The 1,681-nt window shown below is 41.6% G+C and carries 4 protein-coding genes; 3 read left to right on the top strand and 1 reads right to left on the bottom strand.

Annotation, left to right across the window (positions count from 1 at the left end; genetic code table 11):
* On the bottom strand, window positions 1-335 hold a 335-nt coding region (locus F6K20_RS37470; protein ID WP_287298253.1), incomplete at its 3' end, for a PmbA/TldA family metallopeptidase.
* Window positions 336-500: 165 nt separating this feature from the next.
* Here F6K20_RS37470 and gloA2 point away from each other — a divergent pair.
* The 3 genes from gloA2 (at window position 501) to F6K20_RS37455 (ending at window position 1,542) form a co-directional block, all read left to right on the top strand.
* Entirely contained in the window at window positions 501-887 is a 387-nt protein-coding gene (gene gloA2 / locus F6K20_RS37465) for an SMU1112c/YaeR family gloxylase I-like metalloprotein (RefSeq protein ID WP_071102551.1), read from the top strand.
* Window positions 888-1,049: an AraC family transcriptional regulator gene (locus tag F6K20_RS37460; protein ID WP_158026156.1), complete on the top strand. Its 162-nt coding sequence runs from the start codon at window positions 888-890 to the stop codon at window positions 1,047-1,049.
* Between the two features lie 70 nt (window positions 1,050-1,119).
* Window positions 1,120-1,542: a profilin gene (locus F6K20_RS37455; RefSeq protein ID WP_071102550.1), complete on the top strand. Its 423-nt coding sequence runs from the start codon at window positions 1,120-1,122 to the stop codon at window positions 1,540-1,542.
* The last annotated feature ends 139 nt before the right edge of the window (window positions 1,543-1,681 follow it).

The raw sequence follows: 1,681 nt of genomic DNA, 5'->3' as shown, positions 1-1,681 counted from the left end.
AGCCCTTGAATAGACAGGGCTTTCTCCAAAGCCGCTTTTAGCCCCGAAAAGGATAAATCATTAGTGCTAACATAGCAATCTGACTTACCCCGAAATACTCGGATACCAGCACCAGAGGTAAGGCGGAGAGAAATGCTAGTAATGGCATCATCTTCCGCAAGACAGCTGATGTAGTTGACCCTTTCTAGGAAAAACTCAATAAAATCAGCACCAGCTGCTCGTCCTAATCCCAGGAGGGTGGAAAGGGGAGCTCTCCAGCTTTCATCAAAGCTTGAGGATGTGGATTGGTATTCCAGAGTAGGTAGTTCTTTGGATAGAAGTAGGGTTGGTGGCATAGATAATTTCCTTATGCTAAGGATATATATCCTTTTGATGATGGGTTTTATATTTGCCAGTCTAGCAAAATCCTAAAAACTTGGTTGAATCTGGTTCCATACTATGGGGGATGAGCTTTGTTGATTTAAAATTATTTATCTATTACTTAATTTCCGATTATTTTTATGAATACTAAAGGATTTCACCATGTAGCGATTATTTGCTCAGATTATGAAAAATCGAAACAGTTTTATGTCGAGATTTTAGGGTTTGCGATTATTGAAGAAACCTTCCGAGCTGCTAGAAAGTCTTATAAATTGGATTTACAAGTGGGTGATGGCGATAGGATTGAGTTATTTTCGTTTCCTAATCCTCCTGAACGAGTTAGTCGTCCCGAAGCTTGCGGATTGAGACATTTAGCCTTTCAAGTAGATGATATTGAAGCGTCGGTGAATTATCTAAAATCCAAGGGCGTGGATGTAGAAATAATTAGAATTGATGAGCATACTGGTAAACGATTTACGTTTTTTCAAGACCCGGATGGATTACCATTAGAAATGTATGAAATTTAAATGGAATCGGGAATCGGGAATCGGGAATCGGGAATCGGGAATCGGGAATCGGAACCCACCCCTAACCCCTCCCAGGAGGGGTTAGGGAATCGGGAATCGGGAATCGGGAATCGGGAATCGGGAATCGGGAATCGGGAAGTCAGAAGAACAACCCATCCCTAACCCCCAGGAGGGGAAGTAAAAAGATTATATAATTTCCTAAAAAGTTAAATTTTAAAGGAAACTAAAGAAAATGTCTTGGGATAGCTACATCGATAATCTAATTGGACAATCTAAAGACGCTAATGGAACTGTTCATGTTGATCGAGCTAGTATCATAGGTCTTGATGGTGGTGCTAAGTGGACTACAGATGCTCATGCTCATGCCTTAAAGCTAAATCCTGATGAAAGCACAAATATAGCTAATAGTTTTAAGTCAAAGGATTTCACGGGATTCATGGCAGGAGGTATATGCATTGAGGGGGAAAAGTATCAATTTTTGCGAGAGGAGGATGGCAAAGTTGTTTATGGAAAAAAGAAAGACATAGGAGCTGTTACTCTCCAGGCCAGCAAAACCGCTGTCGTTATTGCTCACTGTCCAGAAGGTGGCCAACAAGGAAATGCCAATAAGGCCGTTGCAGTTATTGCAGAGTATTTAGAAAGTATGGGCATGTAACGGTGAATAATGATCGGGTGCATCTCATATTTTTACAAATATGAGATGCACCCCCTGTTCCCTGTTCCCTGTTCCCTGTTCCCTGTTCCCTGTTCCCTATTCCCTGTTCCCTGTTCCCTGTTCCCTGTTCCCTGTTCCA

The sequence above is a fragment of the Moorena sp. SIO2C4 genome (genome assembly GCF_010672485.1).
GTDB lineage: Bacteria > Cyanobacteriota > Cyanobacteriia > Cyanobacteriales > Coleofasciculaceae > Moorena > Moorena producens.
The sequence above is the reverse complement of the archived record's forward strand: the minus strand, read 5'-3'. Positions and strand labels throughout refer to the sequence as shown.

Bases quoted from the DNA above. Each gene is read 5' to 3' on its own strand.
- F6K20_RS37460 (WP_158026156.1), top strand. From the start codon at position 888: ATGGAATCGGGAATCGGGAATCGGGAATCGGGAATCGGGAATCGGGAA.
- F6K20_RS37455 (WP_071102550.1), top strand. From the start codon at position 1,120: ATGTCTTGGGATAGCTACATCGATAATCTAATTGGACAATCTAAAGAC.
- gloA2 (WP_071102551.1), top strand. From the start codon at position 501: ATGAATACTAAAGGATTTCACCATGTAGCGATTATTTGCTCAGATTAT.